The 17,808-nt window shown below is 32.0% G+C and carries 14 protein-coding genes; 1 reads left to right on the top strand and 13 read right to left on the bottom strand.

The genetic code is table 11. The features are described 5' to 3' along the window. Positions 1 to 13: 13 nt before the first annotated feature. From K332_RS0115200 to K332_RS0115160, 9 genes are all read right to left on the bottom strand, one after another. On the bottom strand, positions 14 to 1,363 hold the full coding sequence (locus K332_RS0115200) for a hypothetical protein (protein WP_026908238.1): 1,350 nt from the start codon (positions 1,361 to 1,363) through the stop codon (positions 14 to 16). Further along, complete coding sequence (locus K332_RS0115195; protein WP_084288017.1) at positions 1,341 to 3,110, bottom strand: YcaO-like family protein; 1,770 nt, start codon at positions 3,108 to 3,110, stop codon at positions 1,341 to 1,343. The genes K332_RS0115200 and K332_RS0115195 overlap by 23 nt, the downstream gene beginning before the upstream one ends. Further along, entirely contained in the window at positions 3,049 to 4,677 is a 1,629-nt protein-coding gene (locus tag K332_RS0115190; protein ID WP_026908236.1) for a hypothetical protein, read from the bottom strand. The genes K332_RS0115195 and K332_RS0115190 overlap by 62 nt, the downstream gene beginning before the upstream one ends. Next, the gene (locus K332_RS0115185) at positions 4,628 to 7,228 is read right to left on the bottom strand and encodes a hypothetical protein (protein ID WP_026908235.1); all 2,601 of its coding nucleotides are present in this window, start codon (positions 7,226 to 7,228) and stop codon (positions 4,628 to 4,630) included. The genes K332_RS0115190 and K332_RS0115185 overlap by 50 nt, the downstream gene beginning before the upstream one ends. An 18-nt stretch (positions 7,229 to 7,246) precedes the next feature. Beyond that, entirely contained in the window at positions 7,247 to 8,302 is a 1,056-nt protein-coding gene (locus tag K332_RS0115180) for a hypothetical protein (protein WP_026908234.1), read from the bottom strand. Positions 8,303 to 8,366: 64 nt separating this feature from the next. Next, positions 8,367 to 10,766: a PqqD family protein gene (locus K332_RS0115175; RefSeq protein ID WP_026908233.1), complete on the bottom strand. Its 2,400-nt coding sequence runs from the start codon at positions 10,764 to 10,766 to the stop codon at positions 8,367 to 8,369. Between the two features lie 186 nt (positions 10,767 to 10,952). Further along, positions 10,953 to 11,144, bottom strand: coding sequence for a thiazolylpeptide-type bacteriocin (locus K332_RS22670; RefSeq protein ID WP_036689053.1), 192 nt, complete (start codon positions 11,142 to 11,144; stop codon positions 10,953 to 10,955). Positions 11,145 to 11,166: 22 nt separating this feature from the next. Beyond that, positions 11,167 to 11,877, bottom strand: coding sequence for an SDR family oxidoreductase (locus K332_RS0115165; protein WP_026908232.1), 711 nt, complete (start codon positions 11,875 to 11,877; stop codon positions 11,167 to 11,169). A 29-nt stretch (positions 11,878 to 11,906) separates the two neighbouring features. Next, the gene (locus K332_RS0115160) at positions 11,907 to 13,073 is read right to left on the bottom strand and encodes a hypothetical protein (RefSeq protein WP_156914211.1); all 1,167 of its coding nucleotides are present in this window, start codon (positions 13,071 to 13,073) and stop codon (positions 11,907 to 11,909) included. Positions 13,074 to 13,325: 252 nt separating this feature from the next. Between K332_RS0115160 and mpaD the strand changes: the two genes are divergently transcribed. Then, positions 13,326 to 14,651, top strand: coding sequence for a daptide-type RiPP biosynthesis aminotransferase (gene mpaD / locus K332_RS22665; RefSeq protein WP_051359487.1), 1,326 nt, complete (start codon positions 13,326 to 13,328; stop codon positions 14,649 to 14,651). Between the two features lie 193 nt (positions 14,652 to 14,844). Here mpaD and K332_RS0115150 read toward each other — a convergent pair whose 3' ends face one another. From K332_RS0115150 to K332_RS0115135, 4 genes are all read right to left on the bottom strand, one after another. Beyond that, positions 14,845 to 15,546 (bottom strand): hypothetical protein, encoded by a 702-nt coding sequence (locus K332_RS0115150; protein WP_026908230.1) that lies wholly within the window; start codon positions 15,544 to 15,546, stop codon positions 14,845 to 14,847. A 2-nt stretch (positions 15,547 to 15,548) separates the two neighbouring features. Continuing rightward, the gene (locus K332_RS0115145; RefSeq protein WP_026908229.1) at positions 15,549 to 16,403 is read right to left on the bottom strand and encodes an ABC transporter ATP-binding protein; all 855 of its coding nucleotides are present in this window, start codon (positions 16,401 to 16,403) and stop codon (positions 15,549 to 15,551) included. Then, positions 16,400 to 16,765: a GntR family transcriptional regulator gene (locus K332_RS0115140; protein WP_026908228.1), complete on the bottom strand. Its 366-nt coding sequence runs from the start codon at positions 16,763 to 16,765 to the stop codon at positions 16,400 to 16,402. Before K332_RS0115140 ends, K332_RS0115145 begins: the two co-directional genes overlap by 4 nt. Positions 16,766 to 16,912: 147 nt before the next feature. Continuing rightward, positions 16,913 to 17,788, bottom strand: coding sequence for a ComEC/Rec2 family competence protein (locus tag K332_RS0115135; protein WP_026908227.1), 876 nt, complete (start codon positions 17,786 to 17,788; stop codon positions 16,913 to 16,915). Positions 17,789 to 17,808: the final 20 nt, after the last annotated feature.

Below are 17,808 nucleotides of genomic sequence, written 5' to 3'. Positions count from 1 at the left end.
TTTATTAACTCGTTTACTTCAGGTAATAACTCAATTGTTGAATAGGAGAGTTACAGACTACTCCCATGAAGTTTATTTCGTATTGCTCATCAAGTGTTAAGATATTTTTCAAATAATAATCATTGTGATTTTTCATTGGTCGAAATGCATAGCTTATAGAAGAAGAATATAACGCCACTAACTGCATCATTTCCGATGCTGTTATGAGTTGATTCTGTAATCCATTTTCGATCACTTTGTTCTTATCAGAGAAACATAGAAATACAATATTATAGGTTTTAAAATCAAAAAACTTATGATCATCGTACATAATCTTTCGAAAATCAATTTCTAAATTAGTACGAGTTAAGTCTGACCAATAGATATATTCTCCAATATCTGATTTGATGAGAAAACAATACTCCATCCCATTACTAGAAAATATGCGTTTTGAGTCCTTAAGGATAGTAAGTACATCTACTGGATTAAATTGTTCAAACTTTTCCCCATAATTATGATTCCCTATCGTTGTGTGTGCAGAATTTCTAATTAATGTTGAGGTCAATTGAAATGAGGGAATTTCATGGGTATTAATAAATCTTCCTTCCCTATCTAGTGAACTATTATACTGTGCGAGAATTTCTTTTAAGTACTTTGTTGGTTTCAATTCATTATGGTCGACAGATAACCTCTTATCATGGCCCGTTACATAGGGTATTCTTTCCATTAGTTGACTTTCTTTATATTCAGGGCTTATCTCTAAAGCAAATGATACATAGCTATAACGTGAATCGATATGGATATTTTCATATAAATAGTTACTATTAAATTTCTGAAGTTGAAGAAAGTCTATGTTTTTATTAACTAAAACATTTTTCACATTATATAGAAGGTGTCCCGCATCAAGAAGTGAAGCATACAGAGAAAATTCACTATAAAATCTCGTTAGATTAAGTACATCACTTAAACCGAAAATATATAATCTATCTTTCATATAAATACTTGCATCTATTTCACTTTGCGAGACAAGCAACAATTGATCATCATAAATATGGTAGTAATAGAATAATCCATCTATTAGAAATAGTAATTTTGCAGTGTGTAGACTCCTTACAGATGGTGAGTTATTATGATCATGATAATAACTTAGAATATCGTATCTCTTAATCTTAAGCGTATGTTCTATTACATCATGAATTAACTGTGTATACTGTTCGATATGACCATATCGTTGGTTGTCTTTATTGATGTATTCTTTGCTAAAAGGGGTTAGTATATGAAAGCTAGAATCGTCAGTATTAAGATATCGATCAGCGGAATAGCTCTGATAATAGTCCTTTTCTAATTTACGAATACTTGTATTATGGAAAAGGGTGTGGTTCACGATTCATCACCTCAGTTTCGCCATTTAGACCGTTTAACATAACTGCTTGTTTAATTCTGTCGCGATTAATATTTTGGTATAAGTAACCAAAGCCAATATTTTGCATGGTTGGAACTATTATTTTCACGCAATTTAAGCCTAGACTTTTTAGGGTATTACTCGACAAATTAGCTTGGAAAATTTCATGATATATCGTTAGCTTACTAATAAGCGTGTCCAATAGTTTCCCTTGATTGGAAAATTTATTTAAATAGGTAGAGCGTTTTTCTACCAATTCCTTAGCATCCATTACTCGATCGGTTTGAATAGCAAAATCAAAAGCAAATCGCATCTTTGGTGATGAATATAAGTATAGATGGTCCTCGAGCTTCACTATTTTTTTATAATCCTCTACAAAATCAGTTGGTACAATCCCTTTATATATTCTTTTTTGATACATCATGAATGAGCGTATGGATGTTGACGCTTCCACAAGTGCGGATTCGATGGCATCCTCAGGATTAATATGTGTCCCAGCTGTTGTATAGAAGGCAATTTTTTCTTCATCTTCCTCTACTAGTTCTATTAAAACCCAAAAAGTAGGTACTTCACTTTCCAGTGTTACATCAAATATATGGACCTTATATCCGATTGATTGCAAATAGGCAATCATCAAATTGATGTTTTTATTTCCTAGATTTGTAATTCCTTCTACTCTTATTGGACTGGATTTGGAGTACCAGTGAACTAAAAAGGAATCCCGTTCAATAATTTCAAATAAACCACCAAGAGCTGCCTCAATTGTATTTGAGCCCAAGGCAATACCATTCGAACTATCCAGTAGGTACCTTTTATTATGTGGCTTGTCATAGAAGTCATGTGTAGAGAAATAGATTACCTCTTCCGGAATTAGCTTATATTTCTTCTGATTGAAAGAATAAGCATATCGCCAAAAAATATCGGTATCCGTTGAATATTCCTCAACTTGCACAAATTCTTCAGAGAACAGTGATTCAGGTAAATGACTAAACCGAAAAAGCGATACAAAATCCTCCTTTTGATTCGCAAGAGATTGTTCGCTAGCATAATATCGACTGGTTGTTGGAGGTGCAACTCCATGGAACCTTTCAAGCCCTTCTAACATAGCCGTAAAGAAGGAGCCTTTATAAGTTTCCTGTCTCCCATGTGCATCGAATTTTCTTCTTCCTAATGTGACGTACAAACTGATAAGCGGCATACTATCCGAAATGTTCCGGCTATGTGTATCAAATAGACCGAACAGTGGATGTAAGAAGCTATCCATATCACGAGTAAAAACACGAATTGTTTCATCAAATGACTTTGCTCTATATCCGTAATTCATTGTATCATTTGTTGGAATAATAGCCTTTTCTTCTAATTCTTCAATCGTTTCCTCTACCTTACAACCATTACATTGAGGATATTTAATCATTAGCAGTTTATTGATCTCTTTCGTTAGTAGATTATAGGCAAAATAGTAATGTCCTTCTTCCTTAACAACCTCCCGCTTTAGTTCTTCCACTATCAATGAATCAAGTTGATTCACTTCAGGCTTAAAGGAAACAGAATGATTTAAACCTTTATCTTGTATCCTTTTTCGAACACATTCCATACAACCTAATTTATTAGATTCGTATGCCACAAGTATATATTGATTAATCTCATGCGTAACTAAACCCTTTTCTCTAGACACTAATTGTTTGATTGGTCTCCACCTCAATCTTTCGAACAACCAAATTAATTTCATTTAATTGTTCTTCATACTTCCATGCATGTTCTACAGTGTGCAGGTTAGAATACTTAAACAAACGTAGTCCATTCTCTATAAAGCTTTTTTCTTCCGGCGCTTCAAAGCCATTTAACATACTAAAGTCCATTCGTAATAATTCTTCCATTTCTGTATGGGCAATAGGTCTTATAATAGTTGAAATTGATTGTTGAGGATTATTCTTTAATAAGATGTATTGTAATGCAAGTTCAACTATTTTATTTTCAATAGTTATTGTCTTTTTACTATCCGTATATAATTCGTCATTTTCATGGTCGTATAGATAAACCGTATAAGAATTAGAGTTGCTGTACTTCTTAACAAAAAACTCTGGAGTAACATTAAGTGTATGTAAATACTCGGTAAATTTATTATCAGGATGATTCGATAGTTCCAACTTATAAAACGCATACGGTTCTTCCACATATTGTAATAATAATAATACTTTGTCTAGATAATAAGAATCGGGAGTAGACACGATCCAATTCACTTGTTTTAAATCCTTATTCAAATAGTATGATAGACCGTTTACAATAGATTTCATGGCTGTTTCAATATAATCTAAACCAGCATAAACAAAAGTATCCTTTGTTACACTATCTGTTAAGGAATAGGTAGCAAATCCCATTTGGAATAAGTCACCATGAATATCCTTCCAACCCGAAACAGAAATCGGAATAGCAGGATTCCGATTAATGAATGACTCAAAACTTCCTATATAATCTAAATTTCCCTTTGATTGTGTGGGTTCTGGAAAAGAAAATTCTTCCACAGTTTGCTTATAATTATCTACTTCTACATTATATTCATAAAACTTTCCTTCTTTATTCAAAGAAAAAGCCGATAAGGATATACCAACGATTGATTTTATCATGTACAACATAGCATAATATGGTCCCACCTTATATAGTAAGGATTCTTTGAATAGTAAAGTGTCCTTATCCATATTATGATGATATAAAGATTGATTGTTGACTCGTTTTACCCCGACTAATTTTTCAATTGATAATGATAGCTCAATGACATGTTGTTGATGCGTAGTATCATTCCCCATGCAAATGACCCAATCATTATCATTCAGTTCACCTCTTATTTCCTCGGAAACAGATACACCATTTTCTAGTAATAACAGCTTTAATTCGGGTAATTGTCGTTCTACTTCTTGTGTAACATAAACGGATGCTTCTACCAATAAACGGCAACTTTGAAGAATATCTTTATTCGTAGGTAGATATTGTAACAGAACCCTAAACCAGCCATATTGGAAATAGTATGATAAATTATTAGAAACAGGATAGAGTAAAATGGATCCTGCATCATACAATACTTTTAATAGTTTCATTATATATTTTTGATCTTCGTATTCTTCTACTAAATCACGAATTGCGATCTCATTTTTTGTAGCATTTAGTATTTCTATTAGGAACTCATATTGTTCTCGTGATGTTTCAATGGATACCTCTTTAAAATAGGTTTTTATAATACTTTTATTTTCATCAAAGTAAATCATTGAATTTTGCCGATTCAGTACTAAAAACTCTTCCATCTTCCTCTCCACCCTTCTGATAAATTTCATAATTTAATTCTTTCGCATAGGGACCAGAATTACTCAAATACTCTTCCATGAACAATAACTTCAGTACGGACTTATCAAACTTATCAACTATTTCTTTTTCAAACACTTTAACAGATAAGGGATTCTCTATATTAATATAGAGCGGTTTAAACTTAAGAAGTTCCTCATCATTTAATTGTGTGCTTCGATCAATTACGATAAAGAATTCTTTATCAAGTTCAAATTTTGAAAAAACTAAATTCAAACGTTTATAATACTCATAATCTCCTTCTATTTCTTTTCTAATTAATTCATCTTGGATGAATGTTAAACAAACTCTCTTTCTAGTAAGAATGATATTGCCATACGTTATTCTTGGAATATGTTCTTTCTTAACCATCTCGCCTAATTTATAATACATCGCCCCAGAGGTGAACATTTGTAACAATATCGCAATATACCCAGGCATATAGGTTGGAGACAAGGATCCTCTAAAACAAATTTTCGCTTCCTCACCATTCACATCAATAAATCTGAATAAGCCGTCACGTATGTCCACTTTAAAGTCTTCCACCATATGAAGGGAATCATTATTCTCCATTGTGAATCTCCTGGTTCCAACCCCAAGTGTATAGCATTCTCTACTAAGTCTTTGTTCTTTTACATTGCCATTAAAACCATATGTATCTGTTAATTCATAGTAGTTGTTATCATCATAGAAATCCTTTATATAATTCCGGTAATCGGCATCTTCATTTAAATAGTCTTTAAAATAATTCATGAATCGAGCCGAATATCTTTCTTGCCCTTCATATAACGAATTAATGATTAAGTTGTCTTGATTGATTTGAGCAAAGACGCCAGTACTTATTCCTTTTTCCATTAGAATCTTCTCAGGTATCTTTTGAATATATGTATCAATCAAATCTTTGATATCGATAGTACTTGACGCATCGTGTTTACAAAGCGTATTGATATCCTCCATAAAATCAAATTTTAATTTGTCCAATTCCCTTAGATCTTTTGAATGAAATTGTTCAGAGGCAATATATGCAGGATTTTCCCAATAGCTCATCATATCCTTTGATAGGTCAAACAATATAGAAAAGAAATCACTATCCATTTCTAGGTAATCCTGGGTACCTAAATCTTTTAATCTTGCAGCAAATTCATAACGTAATCTAATACTAGTATCGAAGATTAATGTGAATTTCTGTATTTGCAAGAGCGGACTTATGAATTGATCCAGAACCTTACTTTCCATATATTCTACATCTGAGTAATAACCATCCTCATAAAAGACTTGATTAGAAGAAAAATTAATACCTGTACGTTCTTTAATTTCTTTCAAAATAGAGTTTAGCTTATTAAAGCAGGAATGCTTTTCATGAATTTCTTTTGCAGAAGAAATTTGCTTAGTCGTGTCATATATTTCATCAAGATAAGTAATTAATTCGATATAGGATTTCTCTTCTAATAAGTGAACTAACTTATTCTTGACATCCGCAACTAAAGCCTGGTAATTTTTTTCATTAAATCCGATTACTGGTATTAGCAATCCAATTTTTAGATAGTTACGAATAACAAAATGTATTTTTTCTTTGGCAATTTCTTTACCTAATATTGAGTGAAGTTCATCAAAGGTTAAATAGTTATCCATATCTTTCTCATTGAAAAGGTCAACAAGAGACTTAGGTATCTTTAACTTTCCTAAACGTTCCTCAGACAGATACACTTTGGCTCTCTCTGTGTTATCCTTTTTCGAAAGAAACTCGATATAATGCTGCCCATTTTCTGTGGAAATTGAAAATGGAGGAATGGTATAGTTAATATTTTCAATGAATAGATTAGATTTATACAAATAATAAAATGTCATTTTATAAACAAATGTATAATTTAAAGAAACAGATTTATGGTAGTTTTCAGCAACAATATTTTGATCAAGTAACTGAACTCTACCAACATTTGTTATATCGCTAAACGGACTTGTTTTAAGAGCTGACCGACTAATGAAATTGTATAATGTGCCCTCTACCTTACGATGTTTACTTTTATGTTCCTCAAGAGGTGTATGTAAATAGGATGTTAGTTTAGAATAAATCTGTGGGTTAACCATGTGCAGTCCGTTTGCTATAGAGGAATTTTCTTTCAAGATATCAATAAATCGCTGCCTCACTTCCTTCAAACTATTGCTATACATGGATTCTGCACTCTCTGATAAAAAAACAAATTGGTTATACAAACTATTAAACTTCTCAATTTCTTCCTTTAAATTTTCTGGAACGAGTTCTTTAATTTCATTTGAACTATTAACAAATCGAAGAAACTTATTCTTTCTTAAATATCTAATAGCATTCAACAGTAATGAGTTATTTGATTTCATTAGTAGTTCATTTAGATTATCAATGATTTCATCACGGGAATCGTTCAATAATCCCTCTAAATGATCTATTTCCAGAAAAATTTCCGTATCAAACTCATGTTTGATGGCGCTTTTTTCTAATATATTTTCTCTTTTTAATATAAACGGATTTACATACATTATTAGACCTCCAACCCTTTATTTGATAGTATAAAGGACTTCACCATTAAAATAAGCTTCATAATATTTTACAACAGAGTAGGCATAAAATTGTTTCTCTGCCATACTTTGTTCAAATAACGGGAGGCTTAAGTAAAATAAATTTACGATGTCCCTAAATATAAGCATTTTTTTAGAATGAATAAATTGCTCCAGCTCACCAGTTTCATCTAAACTTAATAAATCACTATGAAAATCATTGTTTAAAGGAGCAATTTCTCTTTTTAATAGCTCAAGCTGTGGCTTTAACCCAACTCCCTCTTCGGAATCATCATAATTTTCTTTGCGGAAGTTTTCATTCATTTCTTCAGCTATACTAGTCCAATTTGCTTCCCACTCTAGCATTATATCTTTCAAATCATCTCGTAGTATTATGTCATTGTTAGTAAATAGTTCACTTCTTTTTTTCTCAAAACTCTCCTTGATATTACTATTCAACCCCCTAACTTCAATATTGGATAAGAATCCTTGCGCATGGGATAAAAATGTTAGATGACCGTTTTTCGGACCTTCCTCATATAATGTTGCTATAAAACGGAATTGATATAAAAACAGATGTGCTTTTTCTTTGACTGATAAATCTTTAAACTTCTCTAAGATTTCTAAGTATATTCCGTTTAGTCTAATTCTATAGTGGTCAAAGATGTTGCGATGCTTTTTTGAATTATAGATTCCACTCTTTTTAGGTCTTACTTGGACTTGGCCATGTTCAAATAATAAGTCCGCATCAACGTTATCTCGATATTCAACTTCTACTAATGTTTTTTGTTTTTCTCTATATAATTCTTGTCTTTGTCTAACAAAATCCTTATTTATTGGATTTCTATCTGTATATTCTTGGACAAAGTCTTTTAATTCATCTAACAAATACTTCTCTTCAGAACCATTACGGAATACGATCATTGTGTTAGGCCCATGCTGCCAATCATTATCAAGATAATAACTATCTTTTAAGTTCTTAAGAGTAGTATTCTTCGTGATTTCTAAGATAAGTGGTATCTTAACTTTCTCATAGTTATAAATACTTATAGGCATACAAGAACACTCCTTTTTAGTTCTACTTTCTAATGCTTCATATTTCATAAAAAAACACTTTCACTTAGTTCACTACGGATATTTTCTTATTATGAATGTAATTCAATTCTAGCAATCTACCTATTGTGTTTTGATATATGGCTTCTGCTTCTTTTTGATTAATTTGAAATCTATTCACTAATTCTTCGCTTATTGCTTCATCAGGGGCACCTTTTAATAATCCTTCAAACACCATCGCTACAACGGAATTGATTTTTAACAATTTAGACCTTCTACTTTCAACGATAATTGGCGTTTGTTGTATGTACACAAGATAAATATGTTCTTTTACAAAAGAATTCCTTACTGAAATATCATTTGAAAAGATATGTGATTTCATTGATGTAGATACGGCTACATCTTGAAAATTGATATCCTTGAACAGAGATACATTTTGCAGCAAATATTTGATTGTATTGGAAGCATTTATGTATTCATCTATATAGTGGTGTTTCCTTCTAATTTCACAATATTGTTCCCTATTCATAAAATCGGGTAGCATAACACACTGGGAGCAACTATCTTTTACTGGACAATTACTACAACCTCGAACTTCTTGCTCTTCTTCAGTTATTTTTACAGCGTTACCAACCACATTTATATAGGAGCTTGTAATGTTACCAACTGTTTTACTACACCCTCCACAAGGTAGGATATTTTGATTGTCATCCAGATGGAACCGATGTAGTTTCGTTAGAGTACATTGTCGAGGCCCCCCCCACCTGCATCCATCCATTAATAAGCTTGATATCTCATACAAGTGACGGAACTGTCCATTTTGTATAAAGTGCTCCATGTCGTGTAGAAAGCGATCAAGGTCTTCTTGTGTATGAATAGACAAAAAATTGTAGTCATTCAATAGACTGGAATCATTCGCTTTCCTATAAGGTGCTTTTAGGACTTTGATTTGTACTGAACGATCATGATCGTCTATTTGGAGTTTTTCTACATACATATCATCAGTTTTGTAAACTTGATGGTAATGTGGCAGAAACGTTCCATATTTTCTTGCCTCGGCCATGTTATAGTCGAATATATCATTCTTCTTACGCAAGAAATCACCGTTACTCCTATATAATAATTCCTCTCCAGGAAATGAATCTTTTTGTTCTGATTGATTAATAATTGCACTATTTATTCCTAAGAACTTACTTAAATTATTATAAGTTGCAGGATTTAAGAAATTATGTTGAACACCAATATGCTTACTATTACCTCCTCCAAAGTCGTAGGGGTAATAGCCGCTTAAAAAAGATACATATCCATTAATAAGGGCTCTTTCGGGTATTGCAGAGAATGCTTTATATGGATTAAGCGTATTTTGAACTATCGATGATGGATATTCACGCCGTAAATTCAATCCATTTATATTTGCATCCGAGACTCCCTGAGGCAAAAGCCTTACTTTTTCAGCTATCCCCTCTATGTCATCTAACCTATCAAATAAAATAAATAGTTCTTTCCTCTTTACAATAGATATATTTTCTGGTAAATTTATACTATACAAAATATTCATTTTTTCAGAATCTATTGTCTTATCTATTGTATATATTTTAGAAAGAGCTTCTTCATAATCTGATTCATGTATATGGATTTCAAGTTGATTAAATTTACTTCGTTTTAATGTGTTGAGGATATCGATTGACAATTTGTTCAAACTAACCTGTCCCGAAAATGTAAATGGATACCCTTCTGAATTAATAGACTTCAATAGGGTGTTGAATAATTCTACATTAGCGAGAATGTCATGATCTAAGAATTTGATAGTACCTTGAATACCTTGCGATTGGAACAAACGGAAATCTTTAATAAGTTGGTTGGCTATGTAGGTGGACTCTAGTTCAAGAGATTTATTAAGGTTAGATAAATCTAATCTAATACTATAGTTATTCACTCGTTTAGCTAGTATATTTCCAGTTTGATATGGAGAAGGTGTATATTGTGTAGTTTGATTTATTGATCCATTCTCACTCCTGTTCGTTAAGAAAGTAGCTTCCTTTTTAGGATAGTTACTACTTAAATCCATTAGCTCAGAGAATATCTCTTCCGCTAGGTTATTAGAAATAAACATGTCATGAAAATTTTGTTTAGAAATATACTCCATGTAATCACTAGGGATTAACCCTGTCCAAATTATTGTAAAATGAAAATCAATCTGCTTTAACTTTTGAGTAAAAAACTGAGTAATATCATAATTTTGCTCATCTAAATAAAATATAAACACCCTGTTACCAATGGTAATCATATCATCTAATAGATCGTTTACTAATTTAGGATTTTGCTCAAGATATTGTGTTGTATGTATTCCTTGCTCAGCCAAGTAATTACGTATATAGGACAAATCAAAATGGTTATCTGCTGTAATCAGATTGTCACTATCTTTTTTAAAATAAACTAGTGTAGCAAAAGAATTTATTTTGAACAACGAAGTCACAACCTTTACATGAAATTACAATTTATATAAAATCGTATAATATTTTTTAGAAGGGTCGGCAAACCCATAGTAAATTGCACAACCCTTCTAAAACATGTTTACATAGAAGTGAAATCATGTTGTAGAAGAGAAAGTTGAGCTTAAGTACTCAAAACATGTTTTACCTTGGAAATAAAATCATGTTGTAGAAGAGCACGTCGAGCTTGAACCACACGTAGAACAACCGCTACTAAATGCTGAACCACTAGTAGCTGCTGTCTCTGGTAAAGCAGTTGCTTCGTTGATATCGATGAATTCAAGTTCTTCGATATCTGCGAACAATTGGTCAATTTTTGAATTTTCATTGACTTTTTCAATTACTTTTGACATATTTATCACCTCCTTTAAAGTATTAAACAACTGTATATCCATAGTCTATTACGATATTTTGCCCCCTTATACCATCGCTTTTTTCAGACATTAAAAATTCGATGGCATTAGCGACTTCGGTAGGTGTTATAAGTTTTTTATAAGGGATTCTATTAACTAGCATTACACCTGGAAAACTCTCAAAGTATTCTTTATTTTCCTCTGTTAATACATAAGATGGAGAAACGCAATTTATTTTAATATCCCTATTTGAGTATTTTGCAAAATCAACGGTTAGATTCTTTACTAATTGAATAATAGCTGCCTTGGATGGTCCATAGTCAATACGATCTTCATGTCCTACAATCCCATTTTGAGAAGCAACACACACCACGGAAACTTTATACGAAAACAAGTTATACACGCGCTTTAGGAATTTTACAATTCCAAATAAATTAATATCAAATGTTTCTTGCCAAGCGTCTGATGACGATGTAAAAAAGTTCCGCATATAATTAACTCCCGCTAAATATATCACACCATCAATAGTCAATTTTCTTTCTTTAATTACTTCATAAACCTTATCTAGCTCGGAATCAGATGTAATATCATAAGATAATTGAATAACTTGGGTATCCTCAAATATTTCTTCTTTAAAAGATTTATCGATACGAATTTGAAAATGATCCTTAAAAATATTTCTAACAGCTTGGCCAATTGTTCCCTCTGAACCAATAATGACAATATTTTTCAATAACTACACCTCGTTTAACATTTAAGTTTCTATGAAATCCTATCAATAAATTCATAGAACTTTTTATTAAAGGTTTCAAGTTTATCAGGAAAGTAGCTTTTTAAATCTATAGAATCCATACTGTTCTTTAAATAAAACTCTAGTAAAAGCAGGTATACTTTATTGACTTTATAATTCTTGTTTTGAGAAATGTGATATAAATAATATTGGTCATCTATTATTAAACCAATTAAATTAAAATTTTTATGTTTTTGAGTAAAACTACTACTAAAAAATGCATTAAACGGGGTTACCATATACATCTGCTGTCTTTCTAGTAAAGCTGAAATATTAATAACCATGGGGTATATTGCCATTGCTGGAGTAATCATATTGGCCTTCATGTAACTTATTGTGTTTACCATTTCGTAAAAATCTTCATCAAAATTGGTAGTAATAAGGTTCTTTCTACCATAATCTCGGTAGATGCCTTCCTCGAAATAAAATAAACGATTATTTCTTTCCATGTTCATTATCGCTGAATAATCAATAATGCCTTGGGTGATCTGTTTATTCAACACCTTCCCGCTACTTTGAAAAGATTTTATCCCTTCCATAATCTCTTCTTTGCTCATATGAATTAGATTCATTGATTCTATTGTTTCTTTCTCATTCTGAAGGTTTACCATGATTGGAAATAGATCGGATGCGATATTTACATTTGACTTATCATAAAAGATTATTGAATTGATAACACAATTCTTTAGAATACTATTATCTATACAACGTAATAGTTCTGTTTTTTCAACAAACAAATGTTTTATAAGATTATTTTTAATGTTTAATGGATAATTTCCAGTTAACATCAGATGCAACTCATTCTTTATGGGGGATGTTTCCTTTTCTAAATTAGCAAGTGTATCTAATTTGTTAGGAAACAATTCTTTGAGGTTATTATTTAACAGATTAGTAGAATGACCAGTTTTCAATTCCAAATTATTATTATATAAATTGAAACGGATAGGATAGTTACTGTTTAAAAAGTTCACAAGTTTAAGGATTCTATCACCATCACAAATAACCACATACTCCGTTACGCTAAGGTATTCAAGAAAGGAATAAAAATCATTTGGTGTGTTAACATTAAAATCAATTAATTCAATAGAATCTAGTTCATTCATAGTAGTTCCTAATAATTGGTTTATCATATGAAACATACCATTTGTGTCCTCATACACATATCCCACAGCTAGCACTCTATAAACAACACCTTTTTTATGTATTGTTAATTTCGTCTCAATTCTATCACCTCTATGCAAATAAGTAAATAAATTTTTAAAATATTTTCATAAATTATAATATTCCTTGAATTAAAGCGGCTGTTTAGCTATATTAGCATTAGTAGATTATCAATGTGAAATACTATTTGGTTATGTTTTATAAAAAAGTAGAATAGTGAGGTGTTATAATTGGGAACAAAGAAAATGCTTTATCCATATGTACACCCTTTAAAGCCCGTATCATATGGACCAAAATTACCAGAAATAATACGAGGGGAGGGAATATACATTCAAGATACGCAAGGAAAAGTCTATATAGATGGGATAAGCGGCCTATGGAATGTTTCATTAGGTTATGGTAATCCAAAAATTCGAGAAGCTATTATAAATCAATTAGACGAAATCCCTTATGTCAATCCAATACAACATAGTAACCCTACTACTGCAAAGTTTGCGGAATTGTTATTAGAGCTTGTTCCAGAAAATATAGTAAATGTTGTCTATACATGTACTGGTTCTGAGTCTACTGAACTAGCCATTAAAATCGCCCGTAAGTACAACCAACTAAAAAATAGACCTCATAAAAATAAAATTGCCGCATTAGACTTATCCTACCATGGTACGTATTATGGATCCATGAGCATCAGCGGAGTAGATCGAGGAATATCTGAAGACTACGGCCCTAATTTATCCGGTATGATATTTTTACCTACCCCAGTAAAGAAAAATCCTACTATAGATAATAGCAATATTCTTGAAGTTATTGAGAAAGAATTACATTATATATTTAATAGAGAAGGACAAAACATTGCAGCACTAATAATGGAGCCCGTACTTGGTTCAGGGGGGTCAATTCCTCTTCCAACGGAATATGTTCAGATGTTAAAAGATTTCTGTCAGGAATATGATATCTTGTTAGTCATAGATGAAGTAGCAACCGGTTTTGGCAGGACTGGAAAGATGTTTGGGTTTGAGCACTTTAACATTGAACCAGATGTCATATGCTTGTCTAAAGGAATAAATAATGGATATTTACCTTTAGGGGCTACTTTAATTAGTAATAAAATCTATGAGGCTTTTTTAGACCAAAATACCCAAATCGATCATTTATCAACACAAAATGGTAATCCATTGGCTTGTGCCGCTGGAATAGGATCATTGCAATTAATTAATGATACAACGTTACTAAATCATGTGACGAATATGGGTGAATATTTAAGGAGTGAAATTCATTCTACACTCAACAACCATAAGAATTACTCCGAAACCCGTGGTAAAGGTCTTATGATAGGTATTGAATTAATCAAAAATAAAAAATCCTATGAATGTCTCAGTTATAGCCATATTAATGAATTAGTCCAGATTTTCACTCAAAAAGGACTAATTGTATATCCATTTTATAATCATCCCCGTACTACTGGAATACATTTATTCCCACCATTTACCTTAACAAAACAGGAAGCTGAAGAGATCGTTAAAATTATCAAAAAGGTATTCGAACAAGTCATTTTTTGATTTTCATTGTTAATTTACGCCGACTAACTTATTGCGATAACAACACGAAAAAGGAGAGGAAACTCTCCTTTTTCGTGTTGTTATCGCAGCATCATCTGCAATATACTCAGATTTAATGAATTATGATATCCATTCAAAGCTTAAAATGATACTCTAGAAGTGTGATGAGGCAAAAAGAGACTATCCCGCATATTTAGCTTCTTTTTTCAATCGTTATCCTTCTAACCATCAAAAAGGATAGGATGAAAAGCAACAACCCAATTCCTAGCATTTGACAAAAGAACATTATATTAGTTTGCTTTAGAAGGTCAGCAACAAATTCATAAATCCACCCTTTAGCAATTCCAAAAAGTAAGCCTATTGCAAGGACACCCGCCACAGCTCCCCCACCAGCAAACCCATATTTATAGAATAATAGACCAATGACAAACATGAAAGAAAGTAAGAAAAACATAACACAAATGTCAATTAATACTCTGTATATCCAAGTATCCTCTACAGCCATTGCTGGATGAAGAAACATAAAGGAAGTTAAATCTGTGTTATTGGCAAGGAGTATTACAAGCTCTTGAATCGTACTTGCTACTATTGCTTTGGTTACGGCAATACTTAGAAAGAATAACCCCAGACTTTTAAAAATATTTTTTCGAGTAGCACCTACTTTAATAGCAAATGGTATATATTCCTTCACTGCTATAAAACCTAAAACAGCACAATAAAAGTAAATTGCAAATGGAAAACCAAACGCCATCATTCCATCCTCTACACCTATTAGATAATAAGCAAATGCAATGGCAACTACTAAAACTAATAATAGAATAGACCAAAATATTAAAATGCTACGCTTAAGATCATTAAAGTAAAAATATAATAGACCTTTCACTTGATTATTCATAGCTAAGCCCCCTTATTTTCTGTGAGATATATCATCAAGTCTTGAATCGGTACACCTTCAGTTGAAAGACCAGTCATTTCTGCTTCTTCCATATGCCCAAAAATATATGCCGTCATCATTCCGGCAAGCTTTTTCGTTGTAATTACTTCTTTGTCTTTAATAAATTCCTCTACCTGTTGAATCGTTCCAGACACCGCACAAGCACGATTACGCAAAATATCTGCGTCTTCTTGTAATGCTAATTTTCCATCTTGTAAAATCAATACTTCTTCAAACATTAGGCTTACTTCATCAATCAAATGAGTAGAGAAAATAATTATTCTTGGTTCTTTCTCGTACTCCCTTAATAAAATATCGTAAAATTTCTTCCGGGCAGCTGCATCAAGTCCAATATATGGTTCATCAAATACAGTAATTGGCGCTTTACTAGCTAAGCCTACAATAATACCTAGTGCTGACTCCATTCCTTTAGAAAGCGCTTTTACTTTAGCCTTTATATCAAGATTGTATTCCTTTGCTAGATCATGGGCTAATCTTTCATCCCAATTCGGATAAAAATAAGAACTAACTTTTAATACATTTTTCACCGATAAATCCTTTTTAAAATTATCCCCTTCTTTAATTAAACAAATCGATTCGGTTAGTCTTTGATTATCAAAAGAATTTTCTCCATCTATTAAAATATCTCCACTAGATGCAATAATTTGGCCTGCTAAGATTTCCATAAACGTTGTCTTACCAGCACCATTACGACCTAGAAGTCCATATATTTTAGGTTCCTCTAGTATAAATGACACTGCATCTAATGCAAGTTTGCTACCATATTTCTTTGTTAAATTGTTAACTTCAATCCTCATGCCTGTTCCCCCTTCATCATATTCATTAAGTCAGCTTCACTAATATTAAGTTTTTTAGCTTCTTCTTTTAATGGCAAAATATAATGTTCAACAAAAGTTTTCTTACGCTTTTCAATCAAAAGCTCTTTTGCATGGTTCGTAACGAACATACCAACACCCCTTCTTTTAAACAAGATACCCTCAGCAACAAGTTCATTAATTCCTTTTGCTGCAGTAGCTGGATTAATTTTATAAAATGCTGCAAATTCATTTGTCGACGGCACTCGTTCATCGGCTTTTAGATTGTCATTTATAATTGAATCCTCTAGTTGTTCTTTGATTTGAAGGAATATTGGCTTGTTGTCATCCAACTTGTTCTTCATTTTCAGGCTCCTTCGTTAAATGGTTAATTACTTATGTAACTAACCATATAACACTTAGCATTTATTGTCAACATTATTAGAAAATATTAAAAAGGAACAATCTCCAGCACTTTATCACTTTAAAGCGGTGGAGATTATCCCTTTATCTTAACTTTCTAATAGCCCATGTAAGGGTGTTTTTTGTGGATAGATTAGATAGTGCTTTCCTTCAGTATGAACAACTAAATCACCATAAACTGCAGTAGAAAATATTTCTGCTTGTAAATCGAATAGCTTTTTGATGACACGATTTACTGGGTGACCAAAATCGTTATATTTACTGTAGGTAATAATTGCTACATTTGGATCCACATGTTCTAAAAACTTTTCTGAGCTACTTGTTTTTGAACCATGATGAGCAATTTTGATAATTTCAGCCCGTACATCATATTTTTTTGCTATCTTTTCTTCTTGTTTATCCTCAATATCTCCTAAAAATAAAAAATCCACATCATTATAGCTAAGTTTTAGAGCGATAGAGGACTGGTTATTGTTTTTCCGTTTGCTATAAGCATTTAAAATCTGAAAATCAATTAATGAATCAATTGTAATATGTTCTCCTACTTTTGCAACTTTCAGTGGGATTTCTTGCTTCCGAATTTCGTTCATATAATTTGCATATGCCCTTGTAATATGAAGCTTTCCAGAATCCAGTACCTTCTTTACTTTTAAATCTTTCATTACAACTGGGAGCCCTCCAATATGATCTCGGTCTGGATGAGTAGCAATTAGCAAATCAATTTTTTCAATCTCAAGTTCCTTTAAATAGTTAACAACTTTTTTTCCAGCCTTAGGGGGACCACCATCAATTAGTATATTTTTGTCATTTGGAGTTTTTACAAATATACTATCCCCTTGCCCGACATTTATAAAATGTACTTCCATTTTTTTAACTGGCAGACTATAGGTAGGTGTACTGTACAACGCCGCAAAGGTAAGGAAAAATGCAATAGTAAATAGAAAAATACTTCTGAATCGCAGCATGGCTGATACATCCTTTGAAA

The sequence above is a fragment of the Paucisalibacillus globulus DSM 18846 genome, from assembly GCF_000482485.1.
In the GTDB taxonomy this organism is placed as follows: domain Bacteria; phylum Bacillota; class Bacilli; order Bacillales; family Amphibacillaceae; genus Ornithinibacillus; species Ornithinibacillus globulus.
Note: the sequence above shows the minus strand (reverse complement) of the source record. Positions and strands in the feature narration are given on the sequence as shown.

Excerpts from the sequence above, each read along its gene's own strand:
- K332_RS0115145 (WP_026908229.1), bottom strand. The coding sequence starts at position 16,403 with ATGAGGATTGAAGTTAACAATTTAACAAAGAAATATGGTAGCAAACTT.
- K332_RS0115185 (WP_026908235.1), bottom strand. The coding sequence starts at position 7,228 with ATGTATGTAAATCCGTTTATATTAAAAAGAGAAAATATATTAGAAAAA.
- K332_RS0115140 (WP_026908228.1), bottom strand. The coding sequence starts at position 16,765 with ATGAAGAACAAGTTGGATGACAACAAGCCAATATTCCTTCAAATCAAA.
- K332_RS0115195 (WP_084288017.1), bottom strand. The coding sequence starts at position 3,110 with ATGAAATTAATTTGGTTGTTCGAAAGATTGAGGTGGAGACCAATCAAA.
- K332_RS0115150 (WP_026908230.1), bottom strand. The coding sequence starts at position 15,546 with ATGAATAATCAAGTGAAAGGTCTATTATATTTTTACTTTAATGATCTT.
- K332_RS0115180 (WP_026908234.1), bottom strand. The coding sequence starts at position 8,302 with ATGCCTATAAGTATTTATAACTATGAGAAAGTTAAGATACCACTTATC.
- K332_RS22670 (WP_036689053.1), bottom strand. The coding sequence starts at position 11,144 with ATGTCAAAAGTAATTGAAAAAGTCAATGAAAATTCAAAAATTGACCAA.
- K332_RS0115135 (WP_026908227.1), bottom strand. The coding sequence starts at position 17,788 with ATGCTGCGATTCAGAAGTATTTTTCTATTTACTATTGCATTTTTCCTT.
- K332_RS0115160 (WP_156914211.1), bottom strand. The coding sequence starts at position 13,073 with ATGTTTCATATGATAAACCAATTATTAGGAACTACTATGAATGAACTA.
- K332_RS0115190 (WP_026908236.1), bottom strand. The coding sequence starts at position 4,677 with ATGGAAGAGTTTTTAGTACTGAATCGGCAAAATTCAATGATTTACTTT.